This window comes from Streptomyces sp. NPDC031225, assembly GCF_055570355.1.
The window spans coordinates 146244-164292 of the sequence record NZ_JBVIHJ010000020.1 but is presented as its reverse complement, the minus strand read 5'-3'; the positions used below and the strand labels follow the sequence as shown (position 1 = coordinate 164292).

Sequence of the window (18049 nt, the reverse complement as noted above, 5' to 3'; positions counted from 1 at the left end):
CCAACCGGGAGAACCTGCCTTGAGTCGTGAAACTGACAGTCCGTCCTCCGGGCCCAACGGGCGCGGCGGAGCCGCCTACCCCTCGGGTACGCCGCCCTACGGGACGCCCATGGCTTCCGACGGCGGTCCGGACGCGGGCCGTTCGGCCGCGCAGCCGGAGGAGCGCAAGACCGAGACGACGCTGACGACCCGGATCCGGATCAACATCCCCGGATCGCGGCCCATTCCGCCGGTCGTCGTGCGCCAGCCGGTCGCCGAGGCGCCGAACTCCGGTGACAGCGCCCCCGTCGCCGAGGCGGTGGAGAGCCCCTCCTCGACCACGGGCACCGTCGCGCTGCCCGCCGAACCGGGCGGGCCAGGCGCCGACGAGAAGACGAGCGACTGGTTCGCGCCCCGCAAGTCCGGCCCCGCCAAGGGCGGTCCGGGCGCGGATGCCACCAACGGGGCCGGTCTGCCGGGCGGTTCGGGCGCGGGTGCGCCGGGTGGTGCGGGTCCGGGTGCCGGTGCATCCGGTCCCCGTCACGGTGCGCGTCCCGCCACCGGCCGGCCCGGTGGAGTGGTCGGTTCGATGAGCGTGCCGGGCGGCTCTCGCACGAACGGCGCCGGCGGTACGAACGGTGCCGGCATGGCGGGTGCCACCGGCGGCCCCGTGGCCCCCGGGCACGGCGGCGGCACGGGCTCCTTCGACGTCACCGAGGCCCTGAACGCCGGCCCGCGCGGTGCGGAACCGCGCCGCGACGACCTCCCGTACTTCGCGGAGGACGGCACCGTCCCCGGCGGCCCGGCCGAAGAGAACGGCCAGGGCGGCTTCGGGGGCCGGAGCGGCCCCGGCGGCGACAGCCGGAACGGGCAGAGCGGCTTCGGCGCGCAGGGCACGCAGGGCGGCCCCGGGGCCCCCGGCGGACAGAACGGCCAGATCGACTACGGCGGCCAGGGCGGCCGGGTCGACTACGGCGGCGGCTTCGGCGGACCGCAGGGGCCCACGGGCCCGACCGGCGGCCCGGTCACGGGCGACGGCCAGATCGCCCTGCCCCCGGGAGCGGACCCCTTCGCCAGGGCCGAGGCCTTCGGCGGCGAGTCCTTCAACGGTTCCGACGGCTTCGGCACCCAGGGCGGTCAGGGCGGCCCCGGCGCCGGCCCGGGCGGTCGCCCTCGCGGCAACCGCGGCCAGGCCGGCCCCGGCGGCGTCTCCGGCGCCCCTGGCGCCTTCGGCGGCCAGGCCGCTCCCGGAGGCCCCGGCGCCCTCGGTCGCCCGGGAGGCCCCGGCGCACCCACGCCCGGCGGTGTCCCCGGTACCGGTCTCGGCCCCGGCGGCGGTCTGAGCGACGACACCGCGATCCTCACCCCGCAGAAGCCGGCCCCCGGTCCCGGAGGCCCCGGTCCCGGAGGCCCCGGTCCCGGAGGCCCCGGTCCCGGAGCCCCCGGCTACGGCGCCCAGGACAACGTCTCCGGGCACACCGTCACCAGCGGCATCCCCGTCGTGCCCCCCGGCGCGCAGGGACACGTCACCGACGGCCCGCACACGGCACCGAAGCTGCCCGACACCAAGTCCCAGGACGCGCCGGCCGCTTCGTCGAAGAAGAAAAAGAAGAAGGGCCGCAGCAAGCTGGCGCTGGTCGGCGGCACCGTGGTCCTCCTCGGCGTCTGTGCCTACGGCGCGGGCCTGTTGATGAACCGGTCCGACGTCCCCAAGGGCACCACCGTGCTCGGCGTCGACATCGGCGGCGGCACCCGTGACGACGCCGTCAAGAAGCTCGACGACGCCTTCGGCGACCGGGTCAGCGAGGCGCTGAAGCTGTCGGTCGGCGGCGCCACCGTCCCGCTCAAGCCTGACCAGGCGGGACTCCAGCTCGACGACCAGGCCACGGTCGCCGCGGCCGCGAAGAGCGACTACAACCCGGTCTCGGTCATCGGCTCCCTGTTCGGCAACCACCGGATCGTCGACCCGGTCATGCCGGTCGACGAGGAGAAGCTCCAGGCGGCCCTGAAGGACGTCTCCGGCGTCTCCGGCTCGGCCACCGACGGCACGATCAAGTTCCAGAACGGCAAGGCCGTCGCCGTGTACGGCAAGGCGGGCAAGGGCATCGACGTCGCCCGGTCGACCACCGCGGTCGAGGAGGCGTACCGCACCCAGGTGGAGACCGGCACCGCCGGCTCGGTGACGCTGCCGACGACCACCAAGCAGCCGACGATCTCCAACGCCGAGGTCGACCGGATGATGAAGGAGTTCGCGCAGCCCGCGATGTCCGAGCGCGTCACGATCCGGACCGACGCGGCGCACAGCATCGACTTCGGCTCGCTGTCCCTGCCGAAGATCCTCGGCTTCAAGGCGGTCGACGGCAAGCTCGTGGAGACGTACGACCTCGAAGCGCTCAAGGAGGCCTACGGCACGACCTTCGACGGCGTGAAGGTCAACGGCGCGAGCGGCAAGCGCGACGTGCTGCCGCAGGACGTGGCGTCCGCACTGGGCAAGGCGCTGCGCGGCAAGACGGCGGCGGCCCGCATCGTGGTCATCGACACCGACCCGAGCTGATCCGCGCGGAGTGCCGTATGACATCTGTCATGCGGCACTCCGGACGGCCGACACTGCCCGCGGCCACACCCGCGAAGCCATCATGGCCGTATGACAACGACAGCCCCGGTGGTCGCGTTCGACCAGGTGAGCAAGGCATACGGCGACGTACGCGCCGTGGACGGACTGGCCCTGACCCTGCGCCCGGGGGAGACCGTGGCGCTGCTCGGCCCCAACGGCGCCGGCAAGTCGACCACCCTCGACCTGCTGCTCGGCCTCAAGCAGCCCGACAGCGGCACGGTCCGCCTCTTCGGCACCACCCCGCGTGAGGCGATCGTCGCCGGGCACGTGGGCGCGATGCTCCAGAGCGGCGGCCTGATGGACGAGGTCACCGTCGCCGAACTGGTGAAGCTCGCCTGCGCCCTGCACCCGAAGCCGTACCCCGTGAGCGATGTACTCGCCCGGGCCGGAGTCGCCCAGATCGCCGACCGCAAGGTCAACAAGCTCTCCGGCGGCCAGGCCCAGCGCGTCCGCTTCGCCCTCGCCACGGCCGGCGACAGCGACCTGATCGTCCTGGACGAGCCGACGACCGGCATGGACGTCACCACCCGCCAGGCCTTCTGGGCCACCATGCGCGAACAGGCCGACCAGGGCCGTACGGTCCTCTTCGCCACCCACTACCTCGAAGAGGCCGACGCCATCGCCGACCGGGTGCTGGTGCTGCACCGGGGCCGCCTCCTGGCCGACGGCACCGCCGCCGAGATCAAGGCCAAGGCGGGCGCCCGCAGGATCGCCTTCGACCTGGAGGGCGCGATCGACGAGGGGCCCCTGCGCGAGCTCCCGTTCCTCACCTCCATGGACATCTCCGGCCAGACCGTCCGCATCCAGTCCACCGACGCCGACGCGACCGTCCACGCCCTGTACGGCCTCGGCGTCTACCCCCGCAACCTCGAAGTCGCCGGGCTCGGCCTGGAGCAGGCCTTCGTCGCCATCACCGAGGCCGAGGAGGCCAAGCAGTCATGAACAGCCTGATCAAGCTGGAACTCACCCGCGCCCTGCGCAACCGCAAGTTCCTGTTCTTCTCGGTGATGTACCCGTCGCTGCTGTTCCTGATCATCGCGGGCAACTCCGGGACCACCGACAAGGTCGACGGCACCGGCCTGACGGTCGCGACCTACATGATGGTCTCGATGGCCTCCTTCGGCGCCCTGACCGCCGTTCTGATGGGCAACAGCGAGCGCATCGCGAAGGAGCGGGAGGGCGGCTGGGTACGGCAGTTGAGACTGACCACGCTCCCGGGGCGCGGCTATGTCCTCGCCAAGACGGCGAGCGCCGCCGTGGTGAGCCTGCCCTCGATCGTGGTCGTGTTCGTCGTCGCCGCGGTCGTGAAGGACGTACGCCTGGACGCCTGGCAGTGGCTCGCCCTCACCGGCGCGATCTGGGCCGGGAGCCTGGTCTTCGCCGCGCTCGGCGTGGCCATCGGCTACCTCGCGACCGGGGACGCGGTCCGCCCGATCACGATGATCACGTACTTCGGCCTGTCGATACTGGGCGGCCTGTGGATGCCCACGACGACCTTCCCGCAGTGGCTCCAGGACATCGCCAAGTGGCTGCCCACGCACGCGTACGCTGCCCTCGGGCGGGCCATCGAACAGAGCAGCGCCCCGCACGCACAGGACATCGCCATTCTGGCCGTCTACTTCGTCCTGTTCGCGGGCGGCGCGGCCTGGCTGTACCGGAAGGACACGTTGAAGGCGTGAGCGCGATGACGGACGAGCTGGGCGGGGACGAGGAAGCGCGTGCGGGGCGGCTGGTGCGCATCGGCCGGCCGCCCCGCAACCGGGCCGAGGTCATACGCAAACTGGTGTGGATCGTGCCGTGGCTGGTCTTCCTCAGCTCACCGGTGCGCGACCTGGCCTCCGGCCACCACACCGACTCGGCCACCGTGGCGGGCTGGACGGGCCTGACGGTCTTCACCGGCACCTATCTGGCGCTGGTCTTCCGGAACATGGGCCGGGCGTTCCCCGGCCGGACGGTCTGCGCCCTGGTCGGCGTGCTCTGGCTGCTCGCGATCGTCCTGACCCTGAGCCTCGGCGGCTCCTGGCTCGGACTGTTCGTGTACGTCTCCGTGGCCTGCGGTGTCACCTTCCCCCTCCGGGCCGCGTACTGGGCGATCCCGGTGAACACCCTCTCGCTGGTGCTGGTGGGCCTGCGCACCGACCCGGACTCGGCCTGGGGACTGTTCCTCGTCGTGCTGCTCGTCGGCTACTCCATGACCGGCGTCCGCCAACTCGTGCGCACGACGGTGGAGTTGCGCAAGGCCCGCGCGACCGTCGCCCAACTGGCCGCGAACGAGGAGCGGCTGCGCCTCGCCCGTGACCTGCACGACCTCCTCGGCCACTCGCTGTCCCTCATCACCCTGAAGAGCGAACTGGCGGGCCGGATGCTCCCCGCCCACCCCGACAAGGCGGCCCAGCAGGTCGCCGACATCGAACAGGTCAGCCGCCAGGCCCTGGTGGACGTCCGGGAGGCCGTCACCGGCTACCGGCGCGCCCGCCTGGCCTCGGAACTCGCGGGCGCGCAGGTCGCGTTGACGGCCGCCGGAGTCACCGCGTCCCTCCCCTCCGAACCGGATCTCACCGGCGTCCCCGAGGAGAGCGAGTCGGCCCTCGCCTGGGCCCTGCGCGAGGCCGTCACCAACGTCGTGCGGCACAGCGGCGCCCGCGCCTGCACGGTGCAGCTGCTCCGCTGCCAGACCCTCGACGGGGCCCGGCTCGAACTCCGCGTCGAGGACGACGGTTCCGGCGGCTCGGGCGATGGCCCCGGCAACGGCCTCACCGGCCTCACCGAACGCCTGGAGAAGGCCGGCGGCACCCTGGAGGCCACCGGCAACCGCAACGGCTTCCGCCTGGTCGCCCGCGTGCCCGCCGGTTCCGCGGCCGACGTAGGATCCGCCTCATGACGAGCCGCACGATCAAGGTCCTGCTCGCCGAGGACCAGTCGATGGTCCGCGAGGCCCTGGCCGCCCTGCTCGGCCTGGAGGACGACATCGAGGTCGTCGCCCAAGTGGCCCGCGGCGACGAGGTCCTGGCGGCGGCCCGCGCCCACGACATCGACGTGGCCCTCATGGACATCGAGATGCCGGGCGCGACGGGCATAGAGGCCGCGGCCCAGCTCCACAGGGAACTCCCGTCGGTGAAGCTCGTGATCCTCACGACCTTCGGCCGCCCCGGCTACCTGCGCAGCGCGATGGAAGCGGGTGCCGACGCCTTCCTGGTCAAGGACGCCCCGGCGGCCCAACTGGCGGCAGCGGTACGCAAGGTACTGGCGGGGGAGCGGGTCATCGACCCCACCCTGGCGGCAGCGGCCCTCGCCGAGGGCGCGAACCCGCTCACGGACCGGGAGCGGGAGATCCTGCGAGCGGCGGCCGACGGCTCCACGAATGCCGAACTGGCCAGGGCACTTCACCTCTCCCAGGGCACGGTCCGCAACTACCTCTCCACAGCGATCCAGAAACTGGCGGTACGGAACAGGGCGGAGGCAGTCCGCATCGCAAGGGAAAAAGGCTGGCTGTGACCCACTTAGGGGCGCGGGGCTGTATCGATATGCGGCTCCGCCGCGCGGGCGCGACCAGCCACAGCGGACCTGCAGACGCTACGACGGCCTTAGTTCAACCGCGCTCGCGCGGCCCGCGCCTGCTGTCGCAGACGATCCGCCGCCGCCTCGTCCACCGCGGCCACCACCCCCGCGTACGCCTCCAACTCCCCGGCCCCCTCGACGAAGTCACCCCGCTGCACGAGCAACTGCGCCCGCTCGTACCGCAGTCGCGCCGGATGTGAGGGCAGCAACAGGGCCAGCTCCACGGCCCACAGCCCCACATCCGACCGCTCCGGCCGAGCCGCGGCCCACGCGCGGACGTTGTTCAGAATCCGCTGCACCACGTCCAGCGGGTCTGCCGGACCCAGCATCGACGCATCCAGCGAACCCCCCGTCGCCCCGGCGACCAGCAACTCCGCGTCGCCCCCGCTCAAGACCCGCCCCCCGTCGAACGGATCGGCAAGCACCTGCTCCTGCGGCGGCCCGAACCCCACGACGAAATGCCCCGGCAGCGCGACCCCGTACACATGAGCTCCCGCCCGCCGGGCCACCTCCATCCACACCACCGACAACAGGATCGGCAACCCACGCCGCCGCGCCAGCACCTCGTGCAGCAGCGAGGACTCCAGCCGCTGATAGTCCACGGGCGCCCCGTGGAACCCGCACCCGTCCCCGAGCAGCTCCCGCAGGGACACCGCCCACGACCGCGGCCCACCCGGCCGGAACGGCAACTGCCCGGCCAGCCGGTCCAGTTCGACCTGCGCCGCGTCGATGCCGGTCTCGTCGAGCGCCGCGTCCGCCTGCGCCCCCACCAGCAGACACAGTGCGGACAGATCGGGCCGCTCGGACCGCGCCTCTTCGGCGAACCGCCTCCGCAGCGCGGCGGACCGTTCGGGCGGGGGCGGATTCGGGGGACGCATAGCTGGCTCGTGCCCTTTCGCGGAGATCGCTATTACCGCGAGCCGCCGGAGACGTCCGGCTCGCGGTAGTGGTGGTAGGCGTGATGCGCGGCGAACCCCATCCGCTCGTACAGCGCCCGCGCACCGGCGTTGTCGGCCTCGACGTGGAGCCACGCGGCCGACGCCCCCTCGTCCAGCGCCCGCTGGGCCAGCGCGGCCATCACGGTCGAGGCCAGCCCCCGTCGCCGTAGCGAGGGATCCACCTCGACCGCGGCGAACCCGGCCCACCGCCCGTCGACGACGCACCGCCCGATCGCGGCCGGCGCGTCCGCACCGGGGACGGTGGCGAACCACACCGAGGGACCGGCGCCCAGCACCCGCAGCGCCACCTCGCTCACCCCCTTGCGCTGATAGCGCGCCAGCCAGTCCGCGTCGGCCTCCCGGGACAGGACCACGCCGTCACCGGACCGGTCGGCGACCGGCGCCAGCGCCCCGGTCCACAACTCCGCCGTCACCTCCCGCGTCCAGCCCCGCGCCTCCAGTTCCGCGCACAGCACCTCCTGGGTGCCGGCGGCGCCGGTCGCGGTCTGTATGTACGCGGGCAGCCCGCGGTCGCCGTACCAGCGTCGTACGGCGGTCAGGGCCCCGTCGAGCGGCATGCCGGGGTCGCCGACCGGGAGGACGGAGTTGGCGCGGCGGGTGAACCCCGAGGCGGCACGCAGCTCCCACTCGCCGAGCAGCTCGCTCTCCACCGGCTGCCAGCCCCGTGCGGCGATCCGGGCCAGTTCCGGGTACGAGGCGGCAGGTCCCCGGCGACGGGCCGGCTCCGCGGGCACGACCTTGCCCGCCACCAGCGCGGATTCCGGAATGCGGACGCCTCGGCCGTCGCGGCGCGTGATCATCAGCACACCGTCGTCCCATGATGTGAGAACACCCACCGTGTCGGTGAACTTCTCCTGGGTGACGCCGGTTTCGTCCAGACACCGCACGGACACTCGTTTGCCCACGTCAGCTGGGGAGATGCGGACGACGAGACGTCCGCCGGCAGAGATTTCCACAGGTCAGTTCACCCCTCCTGTTCGGATCATGCCCAGGAACGGAGATACTAGGGGCGGGCATCGACGACGCCGCGCTCCCGCGCGCCAGGCGGCGGAGCCTGAGGAGGCCCGCCAGCGCCCTATGGAGGAGGAACGACAGCGTGACCTACGTCATCGCGCAGCCTTGTGTCGACGTGAAGGACAAGGCGTGCATCGAAGAGTGCCCGGTCGACTGCATCTACGAGGGCTCCCGGTCCTTGTACATCCACCCGGACGAATGCGTCGACTGCGGTGCCTGTGAGCCGGTCTGCCCGGTCGAGGCGATCTTCTACGAGGACGACACTCCGGACGAGTGGAAGGACTACTACAAGGCGAACGTCGAGTTCTTCGACGAGCTCGGTTCGCCCGGCGGCGCCAGCAAGCTGGGCCTGATCGAGCGGGACCACCCGTTCATCGCCGCGCTGCCGCCGCAGGCCTGATCAGCCGGCACCTTTCCGTGCCGCCTCGGTCCCGTACGGCCTGATCGTCTCCCCGATCGTGGCCTGCGGGACCGAAGTGTTTCCGTGCGACGGTGTCCTCCGTACGACCCGAAAGCGAGCCGAACGCCGTGTCCGCAGTCTCCGACCGCCTTCCCGCCTTCCCCTGGGACAAGCTGGAGCCGTACAAGAAGACGGCCGCCGCGCACCCCGGAGGCATCGTCGACCTGTCGGTCGGCACCCCCGTCGACCCGGTCCCCGACCTCGTCCAGAAGGCCCTGATCGACGCGGCCGACTCCCCGGGCTACCCGACGGTCTGGGGGACCCCTGCCCTGCGTGACGCGATCACCGGCTGGGTCGAGCGCCGCCTGGGCGCCCGCGGGATCACCCACCGCCACGTCCTGCCGATCGTCGGCTCCAAGGAACTCGTCGCCTGGCTCCCCACCCAGCTGGGCCTCGGCCCCGGCGACCGGGTCGCGTACCCGCGCCTGGCCTACCCGACGTACGAGGTCGGCGCGCGCCTGGCCCGCGCCGAGTACGAGGTGTACGACGACCCGACCGAGCTGGACCCGGCGGGCCTGAAGCTCCTGTGGCTCAACTCCCCGTCCAACCCGACCGGCAAGGTCCTGTCCAAGGACGAGCTCACCCGGATCGTGGCCTGGGCGCGGTCCCACGGCATCCTGATCTTCTCCGACGAGTGCTACCTGGAGCTGGGCTGGGAGGCCGACCCGGTCTCCGTCCTGCACCCGGACGTCAACGGCGGCTCCTACGACGGCCTCGTGGCCGTGCACTCCCTGTCGAAGCGGTCGAACCTCGCGGGCTACCGCGCGGCCTTCCTGGCGGGCGACCCGGCCGTCCTCGCGCCCCTCCTGGAGATCCGCAAGCACGGCGGCATGATGACGCCGGCGCCGACCCAGGCCGCGGTGGTGGCGGCCCTGGGCGACGACACCCACGTCCGTGAGCAGCGGGAGCGGTACACGGCCCGCCGGGCGCTGCTGCGCGAGGCGCTGGTGAAGCACGGCTTCCGCATCGAGCACAGCGAGGCCAGCCTCTACCTGTGGGCCACACGGGACGAGACCTGCTGGTCGACCGTCGCCGACCTGGCCGACCTGGGCATCCTGGTGGCGCCGGGGGACTTCTACGGCGAGGCGGGCGAGAACTTCGTACGCGTGGCCCTGACGGCGACGGACGAGCGCGTGCGTGCGGCCGTGGAGCGTCTGGCGTAGATCCTTTACGTGTATGGCGAAGGGGCCCAGGAATCTCCTGGGCCCCTTCGCCGTGTACGGCAGCTGCTAGCCGAGCGGCAGGCTCTTCACCGGCAGGGTGTCCGCCGCAGGCAGGCCACCGCCCTTGGTGAGGGAGTCGGTCGGCAGGCCGCCCTTCGTCGCGGTGGACGTCGTGTCCCCGAGGAGGCCCCCGGCGGAACCGGCGGCCTCGCCCGCCGTCTTCTGCGCGGCCGGCGCCGCCTTCTTCACGGCCTTGCCGCCGGTCTTGCCCGCGGACGGCACCGCCTTCTCGACCGTCTTTCCACCGGTCTTGCCCGCGGTCCCGGTCAGGTTCTGCGTCGCGCCGTCCACGGTGTTGCCGACGTGCGCCCCGTCCATGGCGGTCAGGCCGCCGAGGTTCGGGGCGGCGGGCAGCGTGGCGGGGGCCGCACTGGCGGAGCCGGCCGCACCGACCCCGGCTGCCGCTCCCGCAGCGACGAGCAGCGCGGCGCGGGCGATCCTGCGGGTCAGGGGGAGGGACATGTTGCTCCTTCGAGGGGAAACGTTGCTAGGACGCCGTGACTACCGCTCGAAGCCGAGGAAGGTTGCGGAGGCGCAACGCAAAGAGTTGGTAATGCGTCGCATTATCACCTGCGGATAAAAACGGGCAAAAAGCTACCGGTCTGAAAGTCCGCCGAATCCACGCAGCCCTTTGTTCGCAAGGGTTTTGGCGGATACGGGGGTGACGTGGCGAAAACCTGCGCACACCCGCTCCGACAGCAGGCGGACGTGACCCTTCCAGGTGATCTTCCGAACTACCGTGCCGTCAGTATCCGTACGGTCGCCGTGGCCGCCTCGCTGCCCGCCGGCCGCCACTGGCTGTCCGTGTTCCCGGCGGTCCACTGCCGCCCGGCGTACGAGACCCGCTCGATGCGCAGCGCGGAGGAGTTGGCGACGGCCCAGTGCGCGAGCTGCCAGCCGCGTTCGGTGAGGGTCCTTCCGGAACCCGGACCGGTGTCCTTCCGCACGGGAAGGGTCACGGTGCGCGGGTCGGTCGTGGTGGGCGTCGGGCTCGGTGCCGCCTTGCCGCCCACCTCCGCGGCGGTCGTCTCCAGCGCGTCCCGCCCGAAGTCCCGTACGAGAGCCGACCGCACCGCGTCCGGGCCGGTGGCGGCGGTCTGGGTGCCGTCCTGGCGGCCGTCACAGGTCAGGGTGGCCGCCGAGGTGCCGGTGAGGGCGGCGGCGAGCAGCCTGGCGTCCGGCTCGTGCTTCGCGTACGCCTCCGGGAAGCCGCTGCGCTGCACGCGCTGCGCGGCCTCGGTCAGCGGCATGGTCCGGTAGCCGTCCACCTTGACCAGGTGCTTGTAGAACTCGCCCGCCGCGTACGTCGGGTCGAGGATCTCCTTCGGCGTGCCCCAGCCCTGCGAGGGGCGCTGCTGGAACAGGCCGAGCGAGTCACGGTCGCCGTGCGAGATGTTGCGCAGCCCCGACTCCTGGATCGCGGTGGCCAGCGCGATGGCCACGGCCCGCTCGGGCAGCCCGCGCCCGGTGCCCACGGCGGTGATCGTCGCCGCGTTCACCGCCTGCTCCGGCGTGAAGTCGTAGGACGGCCCGTCCTCCTTGCCCGAGACGACCGTGCATCCCGGCCCGTGTGAGCCTCCCGTGACGTACTGCACCACGAGGTATCCGGCGACCGCACACAGGACCACGAGGGCCGCCCCGAAACGGAGGAGGCGGCGGCCACGGCGCTTGCGAGTAGGAGGCGACAGCTCTGGCATCCGGACAAGATACTGGAGAGTACTGAGACCTCTGCGCCCGCCGGGGCCAGTGAGCTCCGCCGCAGGGGACGTTAGGGTCGGGAGCATGGCCGACACCCCTCTTGACCTTTCGCTGGACGCAGCTCAGCTCACCGCGCAGCTCGTCGACTTCCCCTCCGAGAGCGGCACCGAGAAGCCCCTCGCGGACGCGATCGAGAGCGCCCTGCGCGCCCTGCCGCACCTGACGGTCGACCGCCACGGCAACAACGTCGTCGCCCGCACGCACCTCGGCCGCGCGGAACGCGTCATCCTCGCCGGCCACATCGACACCGTGCCCATCGCGGGCAACGTCCCCTCCCGCCTCGACGACGAGGGCTACCTCTGGGGCTGCGGCACCTGCGACATGAAGTCCGGGGTCGCGGTCCAGCTGCGCATCGCGGCCACCGTCCCCGAGCCCAACCGCGACCTCACCTTCATCTTCTACGACAACGAAGAGGTCGCTGCCCACCTCAACGGCCTGGGACATGTGGCCGAGGCCCATCCCGAGTGGCTGGAGGGCGACTTCGCGGTCCTCCTGGAGCCCACGGACAACCAGGTCGAGGGCGGCTGCCAGGGAACCCTGCGGGTGCTGCTGACGTTCAAGGGAGAGCGGGCGCACTCCGCGCGCGCGTGGATGGGCTCCAACGCGATCCACAAGGCGGCCCCGGCCCTCGCGAAGCTGGCGGCCTACGAGCCGCGCAAGCCGGTTGTGGACGGGCTGGAGTTCCACGAGGGCCTCAACGCGGTCGGCGTGAAGGGCGGCGTGGCCACGAACGTCATCCCCGACTCCTGCACCCTGACGGTCAACTTCCGTTACGCGCCCGACCGCAGCGAGGCCGAGGCGGAGGCCTTCGTCCGGGACTACTTCGCGGACTGCGGGGTCGACGAGTTCGTCGTCGACGACCACACCGGCGGTGCCCGCCCCGGCCTCACCCACCCCGTCGCGCAGGCCTTCATGACCGCGGTCGGCGGCGTGGCCCGCCCCAAGTTCGGCTGGACGGACGTGTCGCGCTTCAGCGCGCTCGGCGTGCCCGCGGTGAACTACAGCCCTGGTGAACCGCTGCTCGCGCACAAGGTGGACGAGCGGGTCAAGGTGTCGCAGATCCCTGAGGCGGAGTCGCGGCTGCGGGCCTGGCTGACGTCGTAGGACCGCGGTGCGCCGGTGGGCGGTTCATGGCGGACACGCGTACGTCCCCCCTCCGTAACCCGCGTAGATCTACGCTGAGATGGAAAGACAGGCAAGCGGAGGGAGCGCACATGGCTACCGGGAACCCCGAGGGCAAGAAGCAGCCGCCGGAGGAGCAGCGCCTGGGACCTGTCCTCCGCAGGCGGGGACAGGTCACGGCGAGCACGACCGACCAGCGTCTGCTGGACGCGGGCGGCCCCTCGGACTGGGTCCACACCGACCCCTGGCGCGTGCTGCGCATCCAGTCGGAGTTCATCGAGGGCTTCGGCACACTCGCCGAACTCCCGCCCGCCATCAGCGTGTTCGGCTCGGCCCGGACGCCCGCGGACTCCCCGGAGTACGAGGCCGGGGTGCGGCTGGGCCGAGGTCTCGTGGAGGCCGGCTTCGCCGTGATCACCGGCGGCGGCCCGGGTGCCATGGAGGCGGCCAACAAGGGCGCCTGCGAGGCGAAGGGCACCTCCGTCGGCCTCGGCATCGAGCTCCCCTTCGAGCAGGGGCTCAACACCTACGTCGACATCGGGCTCAACTTCCGCTACTTCTTCGTCCGCAAGATGATGTTCGTGAAGTACGCGCAGGGGTTCGTGGTCCTGCCCGGCGGTCTCGGCACCCTCGACGAACTCTTCGAGGCGCTGACCCTCGTCCAGACCCAGAAGGTCACCCGCTTCCCGATCGTCCTCTTCGGCAGCGAGTACTGGGGCGGACTGATCGACTGGATCAAGAACACGCTGGTCGCCCAGGGCAAGGCGTCGGAGAAGGACCTGCTCCTGTTCCACGTGACGGACGACGTGGACGAGGCGGTGGCCCTGGTGTCGAAGGAAGCGGGCCGCTGAAACTCAGCCCCTCCGGCGTTTGAGGAGCGGGGGCCCGGGGGGGGAGCCCCCGGAGGACGGGACGGGTAGGGGCGGCGGGGGCGAGAAAAACCCTACGCCGGCCCCTACGCCAGCCCCCGCCGGGCGACCGCCGGAGGCCGGTGCCCCGCGATCGACGCCACCATGTCCAGCACCTGCCGCGTCTCGGCGACCTCGTGCACCCGGTACACCTGAGCCCCCAGCCAGGCGGACACGGCAGTCGTCGCCAACGTCCCGACCACCCGCTCCTTCACCGGCCTGTCCAGGGTCTCGCCCACGAAGTCCTTGTTGGACAGCGACACCAGCACCGGCCACCCCGTCGAGACCATCTCCCCCAGCCGCCGGGTCGCCTCAAGACTGTGCCGCGTGCTCTTCCCGAAGTCGTGCCCGGGATCGATCATCACGGACTCCCTGGGTACGCCCAGCGCGACCGCCCGCTCCGCCAGCCCCACGGTCACCCGCAGGATGTCGGCCATCACGTCGTCGTACGTCACGCGATGCGGCCGGGTACGCGGCTCCGCGCCCCCGGCGTGCGTGCACACCAGCCCCACCCGGTACCGCGCGGCGACCTCCGCGAGCCCCGGATCGACCCCGCCCCACGCGTCGTTGAGCAGATCCGCGCCCGCCTCGCAGACGGCCTCACCGACAGCGGCCCGCCAGGTGTCGACGCTGATCACGACATCCGGGAAACGCCGCCGCACCTCCGCCACGAAGCCGACGGTCCGCCGGACCTCCTCCGCCGCGGAGACCTCTTCCCCCGGCCCGGCCTTGACGCCGCCGATGTCGATGATCGCGGCCCCTTCGGCCACCGCCTGCTCCACGCGCGCGAGAGCGGGCTCGTCGAGGAAGGTGGCTCCCTGGTCGTAGAAGGAGTCGGGCGTCCTGTTCACGATCGCCATGATCACCGGCTCGTGCGCGTCGAACTCGCGCCTGCCCAGCCTGAGCATCACCTGTGACCTCACTTCGTCCGTCTGTGTGTTCGGCGTCTGCGGCCGCCTGCGACCCTAACTGTCAGACTCGCATGGCACGATCGGACCCTGACACATTCGACGCCGGCGGCCGGCCGCCGGCTGGGACCATGGGGACCTCAGCGATGGTTATGTTCTTGTTCCTGGTCATCGCGCTCGCGGTCGTGGTCGCCGCGGTGACGCTCGCCGTGGTGGGCGGTGGCGAGAGCGACGGCCCGCTGTCGGACGTCGCCCCGGAGCGGCTCCAGGACCCCCTGCCGCCCGACCGTCCTGTGGACCGCGCCGACGTCGAGAACCTGCGCTTCCCGCTCACCGCCCGCGGCTACCGCATGGCCGACGTGGACGACGTGCTGGGCCGCCTCGGCGCGGAGCTCGCCGAGCGGGACGCACGGATCGCCGACCTGGAGTCCGCGCTGGCCGGCGCCCAGGCCGCCACGCACCTCTCCATGCAGAAGCCGGACCACGATCAGAGCCTCGGCCACGATCACGGCAACGGCAACGGCAACGGCCACGGGCTCGGCTTCGGGGAGCAGCAGTGACCTCCGGTGCCGCCCTGGCCGGCCCGGACGGCGCGCTGCGCTGCCCCTGGGCCCTGTCCACGCCGGACTACGTGGCCTACCACGACGAGGAGTGGGGCCGCCCGGTCCACGGCGATGACGCCCTCTTCGAACGGCTGAGCCTGGAGGCGTTCCAGTCCGGCCTGTCCTGGATCACCATCCTCCGCCGCCGCGAAGGCTTCCGCGCCGCCTTCGCGGGCTTCGAGATCGCCAAGGTGGCGACGTTCGGCGAGGCCGACCGGGACCGCCTGCTCCTGGACCCCGGCATCATCCGCAACCGCGCCAAGGTCGACGCGACCATGGCCAACGCACGCGTGCTGGCCGACTGGGCGCCGGGCGAGCTGGACGAGTTGATCTGGAGCCACGTGCCGGTTTCCCCCACGGTCCCCGAGACGCTGGGCGACGTCCAGGCGGTCACCCCGGAGTCGACGGCCCTGTCGAAGTCCCTGAAGAAACGGGGCCTGCGCTTCGTGGGCCCGACGACGGCGTACGCCCTGATGCAGGCCTGCGGCCTGGTCAACGACCACCTGCGGACCTGCGTGTCCAGAGCTTCCTAGGGGGCGGCCGGCCACCACGGACCCGCAGCCCCCACCGAGCTCACCGTCCCGAGAACTCGGGCGTCTCCTTGTTCACGAACGCCCGTACGGCGGTCGCGTGGTCCTCGGAGGCCCCGGCCCGGGACTGCAGCTCGTCCTCCTTCTCCAGCGTCTCCGACAGGGTGTGCGACAGGGCGTACGCGAGCGACTCCTTGATCGCCCCGTACGCCACCGTCGGCCCCGAGGCCAGCGCCCGCGCCACCTTCTCCGCCTCCGCGGGCAGCTCGGTCGACGGCACGAGTCGGTTCACGATCCCCAGCTCGTACGCGTCCTGGGCCGAGACGGTCCGGGGGAAGAGCAGCAGATCCGCGGCCCTTCCCGGCCCCACCACCCGCGGCAGCGTCCAGGAGATCCCGGAGTCCGCGGTCAGCGCGACTCCCGCGAACGACGTGTTGAAGGCGGCCGTGTCCGCGACCACCCGGTAGTCCGCGGCCAGCGCGAGCCCGAATCCGGCCCCGGCCGCGACGCCGTTCACCCCGGCGACCACCGGCTTCGGCATCTCCGTCAGCGCCCGAACGATCGGGTTGTAGTGCTCCTTGACCGTGCTCATGACGACGTCGGACCCCTGGAGCAGCAGCCCGATGTGCTCCTTGAGGTCCTGCCCCACGCAGAACGCCCGCTCCCCGGCCGCGGTGAGCAGCACGGCCCGTACGGCGTCGTCCGAGGCCGCCGACTCCACGGCCTCCCGCAACGCGACCTTCGTGGCGATGTCGAGCGCGTTCATCGCCCCGGGCCGGTTCAGCGTGATGGTCGCGAGTCCGTCGCTCACCTCGTAGAGCACGGTGTCGGCCATGGCGTGTCCCCTCCGGTGTGTCCGTTGCATCCGTTGTCCGAAGGACAGCATGGCGGAGATCGTCGTCCGCGGACCGGACCGGACGTGTGACCTGCGTCAAAGAATCCGGACGCGTATTCGGTCGGCCGGGATCCGTTGCGGCGGCGGAGTATCGCAGCCACATCGCCGAATTGAGTGGTTTTGCTCGCGCGCGTTGCCCAAGCGATGCCGACTGATGTTGGTCATCGGGTCCTGCCATGCGGGATAATGGCCTGGAAGCAATGTGTTCGATGCCGGTGCCACGTGTCCCACTTGGACGCGCGCCCTTTCCCGGGGCCGTCGGCTTTGACGATGAGCTGGTTTCAGGAAGGGGAACGAGCATGGCGGCCATGAAGCCGCGGACGGGCGATGGCCCGCTCGAGGTGACCAAGGAGGGGCGGGGCATTGTCATGCGCGTTCCGCTCGAAGGCGGCGGGCGGCTCGTCGTCGAGCTGACCCCTGACGAGGCCGACGCGCTCGGTGACGCCCTCAAGAAGGTCGTCGGCTGACGCGGGAGCGACCATAGTCTTTCGGCTGCCCCGGCATCGCACATGGTGCCGGGGCAGCCGTCTGCCCGGGCGGCTCCACGGATGGCCGTACGGCCCTCGTCCGGGTTTCCACCGCTCGCAGGCCGGATTCCGCGGGGTTCCCACGGCACTCGCGCCCCGTCCGTTCGAACAGTCCCGGCCGCTCTCGTCCTACCGGCCCGCTGTGCTCAGCGCTTGACCGCGCACAGCAGTCCGTCACCCACCGGCAGCAGTGACGGCACCAGCTCCTGGCTCTCGCGTACGGCCCGCAGCAGCTCCCTGAGGCGGACCACCTCCGTGGGCTGGGGCCCCGAGTCCACGGTGCGGCCGTTGGCGAAGACACCCTCGAAGACGACGAGCCCACCCGGACGCAGCAGGCGCAACGATTCAGCGAGGTAGTCCATGACCTCCTGCCGGTCGCCGTCACAGAAGACGAGGTCGTAGCCGGCGTCGGCGAGGCGGGGCAGGACGTCCAGGGCGCGGCCCGGGATGAAACGGGCCCGGTTGCTGGCGAAACCGGAGGCGCGGAAGGCCTGGCGGGCGAACTGCTGGTGCTCCGGCTCGGGGTCGACGGTGGTCAGCACCCCGTCCGGGCGCATCCCGTGCAGCAGATGAATGCCGGAGACACCGGTGCCGGTACCGATCTCGGCGACGGCCTTGGCGTCCACGGAGGCGGCCAGCAACCGCAGCGCCGCGCCCGCGCCGGGCGACACCGAGCGCAGCCCCGCCTCACGGGCCCGGTCGCGGGCCCAGCGCAGGACTTCGTCCTCGGCGACGTAGGCGTCGGAGAACGCCCAGCTCGTCTGCCGGTTGCCGGTAATAACCCTCTCCTTGCCCCGTGGTTGCCTGGGCGTGACTGTATCCGTTGGCGTCGGGAACCCGCAGATGGGACCGGGCGTTTAGAGGGGTGGAGACGCACCCGGGGGGACACAGTTGGATCACGAAGCCGAGCGGGCCCTCGAGCAACTGCTGACGCAGACGCCCGAGTGGTATCAGCCCAGATCAAATTCTCGTAAAACCGCTTATCCGGAGCT

19 protein-coding genes are annotated in these 18049 nt (G+C 71.8%); 12 read left to right on the top strand and 7 right to left on the bottom strand.

Features of this window, described 5'->3' with window-relative positions:
• The first annotated feature begins 19 nt into the window (after positions 1-19).
• The 5 genes from ACZ48Z_RS30770 to ACZ48Z_RS30750 all read left to right on the top strand — a co-directional run bounded on the left by ACZ48Z_RS30770 (position 20) and on the right by ACZ48Z_RS30750 (position 6088).
• A complete protein-coding gene (locus ACZ48Z_RS30770; RefSeq protein ID WP_468739145.1) occupies positions 20-2533 on the top strand; it encodes a peptidoglycan binding domain-containing protein in 2514 nt (837 codons plus the stop codon).
• Between the two features lie 90 nt (positions 2534-2623).
• Entirely contained in the window at positions 2624-3535 is a 912-nt protein-coding gene (locus ACZ48Z_RS30765) for an ABC transporter ATP-binding protein (protein WP_468739144.1), read from the top strand.
• Complete coding sequence (locus ACZ48Z_RS30760) at positions 3532-4272, top strand: ABC transporter permease (protein ID WP_468739143.1); 741 nt, start codon at positions 3532-3534, stop codon at positions 4270-4272. The genes ACZ48Z_RS30765 and ACZ48Z_RS30760 overlap by 4 nt, the downstream gene beginning before the upstream one ends.
• Positions 4269-5474, top strand: a complete 1206-nt coding sequence (locus ACZ48Z_RS30755) for a sensor histidine kinase (RefSeq protein ID WP_468739142.1) — start codon at positions 4269-4271, stop codon at positions 5472-5474. The genes ACZ48Z_RS30760 and ACZ48Z_RS30755 overlap by 4 nt, the downstream gene beginning before the upstream one ends.
• Positions 5471-6088 carry a response regulator gene (locus tag ACZ48Z_RS30750; protein WP_468739141.1) on the top strand — a complete coding sequence of 206 codons (618 nt, stop codon included), beginning with the start codon at positions 5471-5473 and terminating at the stop codon, positions 6086-6088. Before ACZ48Z_RS30755 ends, ACZ48Z_RS30750 begins: the two co-directional genes overlap by 4 nt.
• 89 nt (positions 6089-6177) lie before the next feature.
• On the opposite strand, the gene ACZ48Z_RS30745 is transcribed toward ACZ48Z_RS30750, so the two are convergent.
• Entirely contained in the window at positions 6178-7029 is an 852-nt protein-coding gene (locus ACZ48Z_RS30745; protein ID WP_468739140.1) for a transglutaminase-like and tetratricopeptide repeat-containing protein, read from the bottom strand.
• Between the two features lie 32 nt (positions 7030-7061).
• Positions 7062-8066 (bottom strand): GNAT family N-acetyltransferase, encoded by a 1005-nt coding sequence (locus tag ACZ48Z_RS30740; protein WP_468739139.1) that lies wholly within the window; start codon positions 8064-8066, stop codon positions 7062-7064.
• 140 nt (positions 8067-8206) lie between these two features.
• On the opposite strand from ACZ48Z_RS30740, the gene fdxA reads away from it, so the two are divergent.
• Together fdxA and ACZ48Z_RS30730 are read left to right on the top strand one after the other, a co-directional pair.
• Entirely contained in the window at positions 8207-8524 is a 318-nt protein-coding gene (fdxA, locus tag ACZ48Z_RS30735; RefSeq protein ID WP_007384503.1) for a ferredoxin, read from the top strand.
• Positions 8525-8652: 128 nt separating this feature from the next.
• Complete coding sequence (locus ACZ48Z_RS30730; RefSeq protein ID WP_468739138.1) at positions 8653-9747, top strand: bifunctional succinyldiaminopimelate transaminase/glutamate-prephenate aminotransferase; 1095 nt, start codon at positions 8653-8655, stop codon at positions 9745-9747.
• 66 nt (positions 9748-9813) lie between these two features.
• Here the strand turns inward: ACZ48Z_RS30730 and ACZ48Z_RS30725 are convergent, their stop codons facing one another.
• Positions 9814-10269 carry an ATP-binding protein gene (locus ACZ48Z_RS30725; protein WP_468739137.1) on the bottom strand — a complete coding sequence of 152 codons (456 nt, stop codon included), beginning with the start codon at positions 10267-10269 and terminating at the stop codon, positions 9814-9816.
• Between the two features lie 272 nt (positions 10270-10541).
• On the bottom strand, positions 10542-11504 hold the full coding sequence (locus tag ACZ48Z_RS30720; RefSeq protein WP_468739136.1) for a heavy metal transporter: 963 nt from the start codon (positions 11502-11504) through the stop codon (positions 10542-10544).
• An 85-nt stretch (positions 11505-11589) separates the two neighbouring features.
• Here ACZ48Z_RS30720 and dapE point away from each other — a divergent pair, with 85 nt between their 5' ends.
• Positions 11590-12669 carry a succinyl-diaminopimelate desuccinylase gene (gene dapE, locus ACZ48Z_RS30715; protein WP_468739135.1) on the top strand — a complete coding sequence of 360 codons (1080 nt, stop codon included), beginning with the start codon at positions 11590-11592 and terminating at the stop codon, positions 12667-12669.
• A gap of 110 nt (positions 12670-12779) precedes the next feature.
• The gene (locus tag ACZ48Z_RS30710) at positions 12780-13538 is read left to right on the top strand and encodes an LOG family protein (protein WP_468739134.1); all 759 of its coding nucleotides are present in this window, start codon (positions 12780-12782) and stop codon (positions 13536-13538) included.
• 104 nt (positions 13539-13642) lie between these two features.
• Here ACZ48Z_RS30710 and folP read toward each other — a convergent pair whose 3' ends face one another.
• Entirely contained in the window at positions 13643-14503 is an 861-nt protein-coding gene (folP, locus tag ACZ48Z_RS30705) for a dihydropteroate synthase (RefSeq protein WP_468739133.1), read from the bottom strand.
• A 146-nt stretch (positions 14504-14649) separates the two neighbouring features.
• Here folP and ACZ48Z_RS30700 point away from each other — a divergent pair, with 146 nt between their 5' ends.
• Complete coding sequence (locus ACZ48Z_RS30700) at positions 14650-15063, top strand: DivIVA domain-containing protein (protein WP_468739132.1); 414 nt, start codon at positions 14650-14652, stop codon at positions 15061-15063.
• On the top strand, positions 15060-15638 hold the full coding sequence (locus ACZ48Z_RS30695; RefSeq protein ID WP_468739131.1) for a DNA-3-methyladenine glycosylase I: 579 nt from the start codon (positions 15060-15062) through the stop codon (positions 15636-15638). The genes ACZ48Z_RS30700 and ACZ48Z_RS30695 overlap by 4 nt, the downstream gene beginning before the upstream one ends.
• A 40-nt stretch (positions 15639-15678) precedes the next feature.
• On the opposite strand, the gene chcB is transcribed toward ACZ48Z_RS30695, so the two are convergent.
• On the bottom strand, positions 15679-16470 hold the full coding sequence (gene chcB, locus ACZ48Z_RS30690) for a 2-cyclohexenylcarbonyl CoA isomerase (RefSeq protein ID WP_468739130.1): 792 nt from the start codon (positions 16468-16470) through the stop codon (positions 15679-15681).
• Between the two features lie 359 nt (positions 16471-16829).
• Here chcB and ACZ48Z_RS30685 point away from each other — a divergent pair, with 359 nt between their 5' ends.
• Positions 16830-16997: a DUF3117 domain-containing protein gene (locus ACZ48Z_RS30685; protein WP_003966491.1), complete on the top strand. Its 168-nt coding sequence runs from the start codon at positions 16830-16832 to the stop codon at positions 16995-16997.
• Positions 16998-17203: 206 nt separating this feature from the next.
• On the opposite strand, the gene ACZ48Z_RS30680 is transcribed toward ACZ48Z_RS30685, so the two are convergent.
• Positions 17204-17902, bottom strand: coding sequence for an O-methyltransferase (locus tag ACZ48Z_RS30680; RefSeq protein WP_468739177.1), 699 nt, complete (start codon positions 17900-17902; stop codon positions 17204-17206).
• Positions 17903-18049 lie beyond the last annotated feature (147 nt).